Annotated in this window: 2 protein-coding genes; both read right to left on the bottom strand. The window is 29.1% G+C overall.

The genetic code is table 11. The features are described from left to right. Window positions 1-85: 85 nt before the first annotated feature. Window positions 86-478, bottom strand: coding sequence for a YolD-like family protein (locus tag HMPREF3177_RS07055; protein WP_070458135.1), 393 nt, complete (start codon window positions 476-478; stop codon window positions 86-88). Window positions 479-579: 101 nt separating this feature from the next. After that, complete coding sequence (locus HMPREF3177_RS07050) at window positions 580-1152, bottom strand: recombinase family protein (protein ID WP_070458132.1); 573 nt, start codon at window positions 1150-1152, stop codon at window positions 580-582. Window positions 1153-1328 lie beyond the last annotated feature (176 nt).

Below are 1328 nucleotides of genomic sequence, written 5' to 3'. Positions count from 1 at the left end.
AAAGCCCTATGATCCATTTAGGATCGTAGGGCTTCCTATTTATCCTCACTCCAGATATTATAACTTATATAATATATTGTATAAGTTATACAATATCATCTAAATAACCACCTTTAGTTATATCATAAATATGAAAAAAGTTTATTTCAGAAACGTCATCACTATCTTTTATTTTTATTGTACCTTTTTCATGATTAATACTTTCAATTTTACATTCAATATATTTTTCAATTCCATCTGACCAGTAGCGAATGATTGCTGTTTGTCCAACAAGTTGAAAAGCGATTCTTTCATTAACTTCTAGTAAATCTTGCGATAACTTTGGTTCACTCATCAAACTTAAATTATGCATCATTTGATCTATATTTTCATACTGTTCTGGCATTGTTGCAAAAGGCATCCATTTAATCATTCCACGTCCGTAAGGTATATTAGAATCTAATTCTTCATATGGTATATTTCTGTAATCAAGTATCATAATATCACTTCCTTAACTCAATTATACGAACATACGTTCTACTTTTCAACATAAAAATAGCACTCTTATGAGTGCTTAATATCTTTACTTATTATTTTTCTTCATCTTTTTGGATCATATATTTTTTCCTTCCTTATAATGTTATATACACTTGTTCTACTAACTTTTGTCATTTTACAAATATCATCTATTGTATACTCCCTACTATAGTAAAGTTTTCGTACTAAGTCTTTAGTTTCTTCGTCAATTGGTGGTCGGCCACCTTTTCTTCCTCTCGCACGTGCTGAATCTAATCCTTTTTTAGTTCGTTCACTTAAAAGATTAGCTTCAAGTTCTGCAAATGCACTCATCATTGTAAAAAACATTTTCCCCATTGCTGTATTCGTATTTATATTAGTATCTAATATATGTAGTTCAATATCTCTATCCTCTAATTCTTGTGAAAGTTCAATAAGTTGTTTGGTTGTTCTACCTAAACGATCCAATTTAGTAATTACAAATGTATCGCCAGACCGTAAATAATCAAAACACTTATCTAATTCGGTTCTTCTTTCTTTTCTACCACTCACTTTTTCAGAAAAGATTCGTTCACACTTATATTCCTTTAACATATCAATTTGACTGTCTAACGATTGATCTAAAGTAGAAACTCTTGCATATCCAATTCGTGCGATTTAAATTCACTCCTTTAATCTACTATATAATAGTAGAAACTCTGATTTAATGTTCATAAATACATCTATATAACGTTATATGTACATAGATTATTATACTGAGTAATTGTACTATAAACAATCAGAAAATGAGTGTTACATCTTGATGTAATATTTTGTTCATTTAACGGTCGTTT

Source organism: Nosocomiicoccus sp. HMSC09A07 (genome assembly GCF_001808485.1).
Classification (GTDB): domain Bacteria; phylum Bacillota; class Bacilli; order Staphylococcales; family Salinicoccaceae; genus Nosocomiicoccus; species Nosocomiicoccus ampullae_A.
This window is presented reverse-complemented; position numbering and strand designations above follow the sequence as displayed.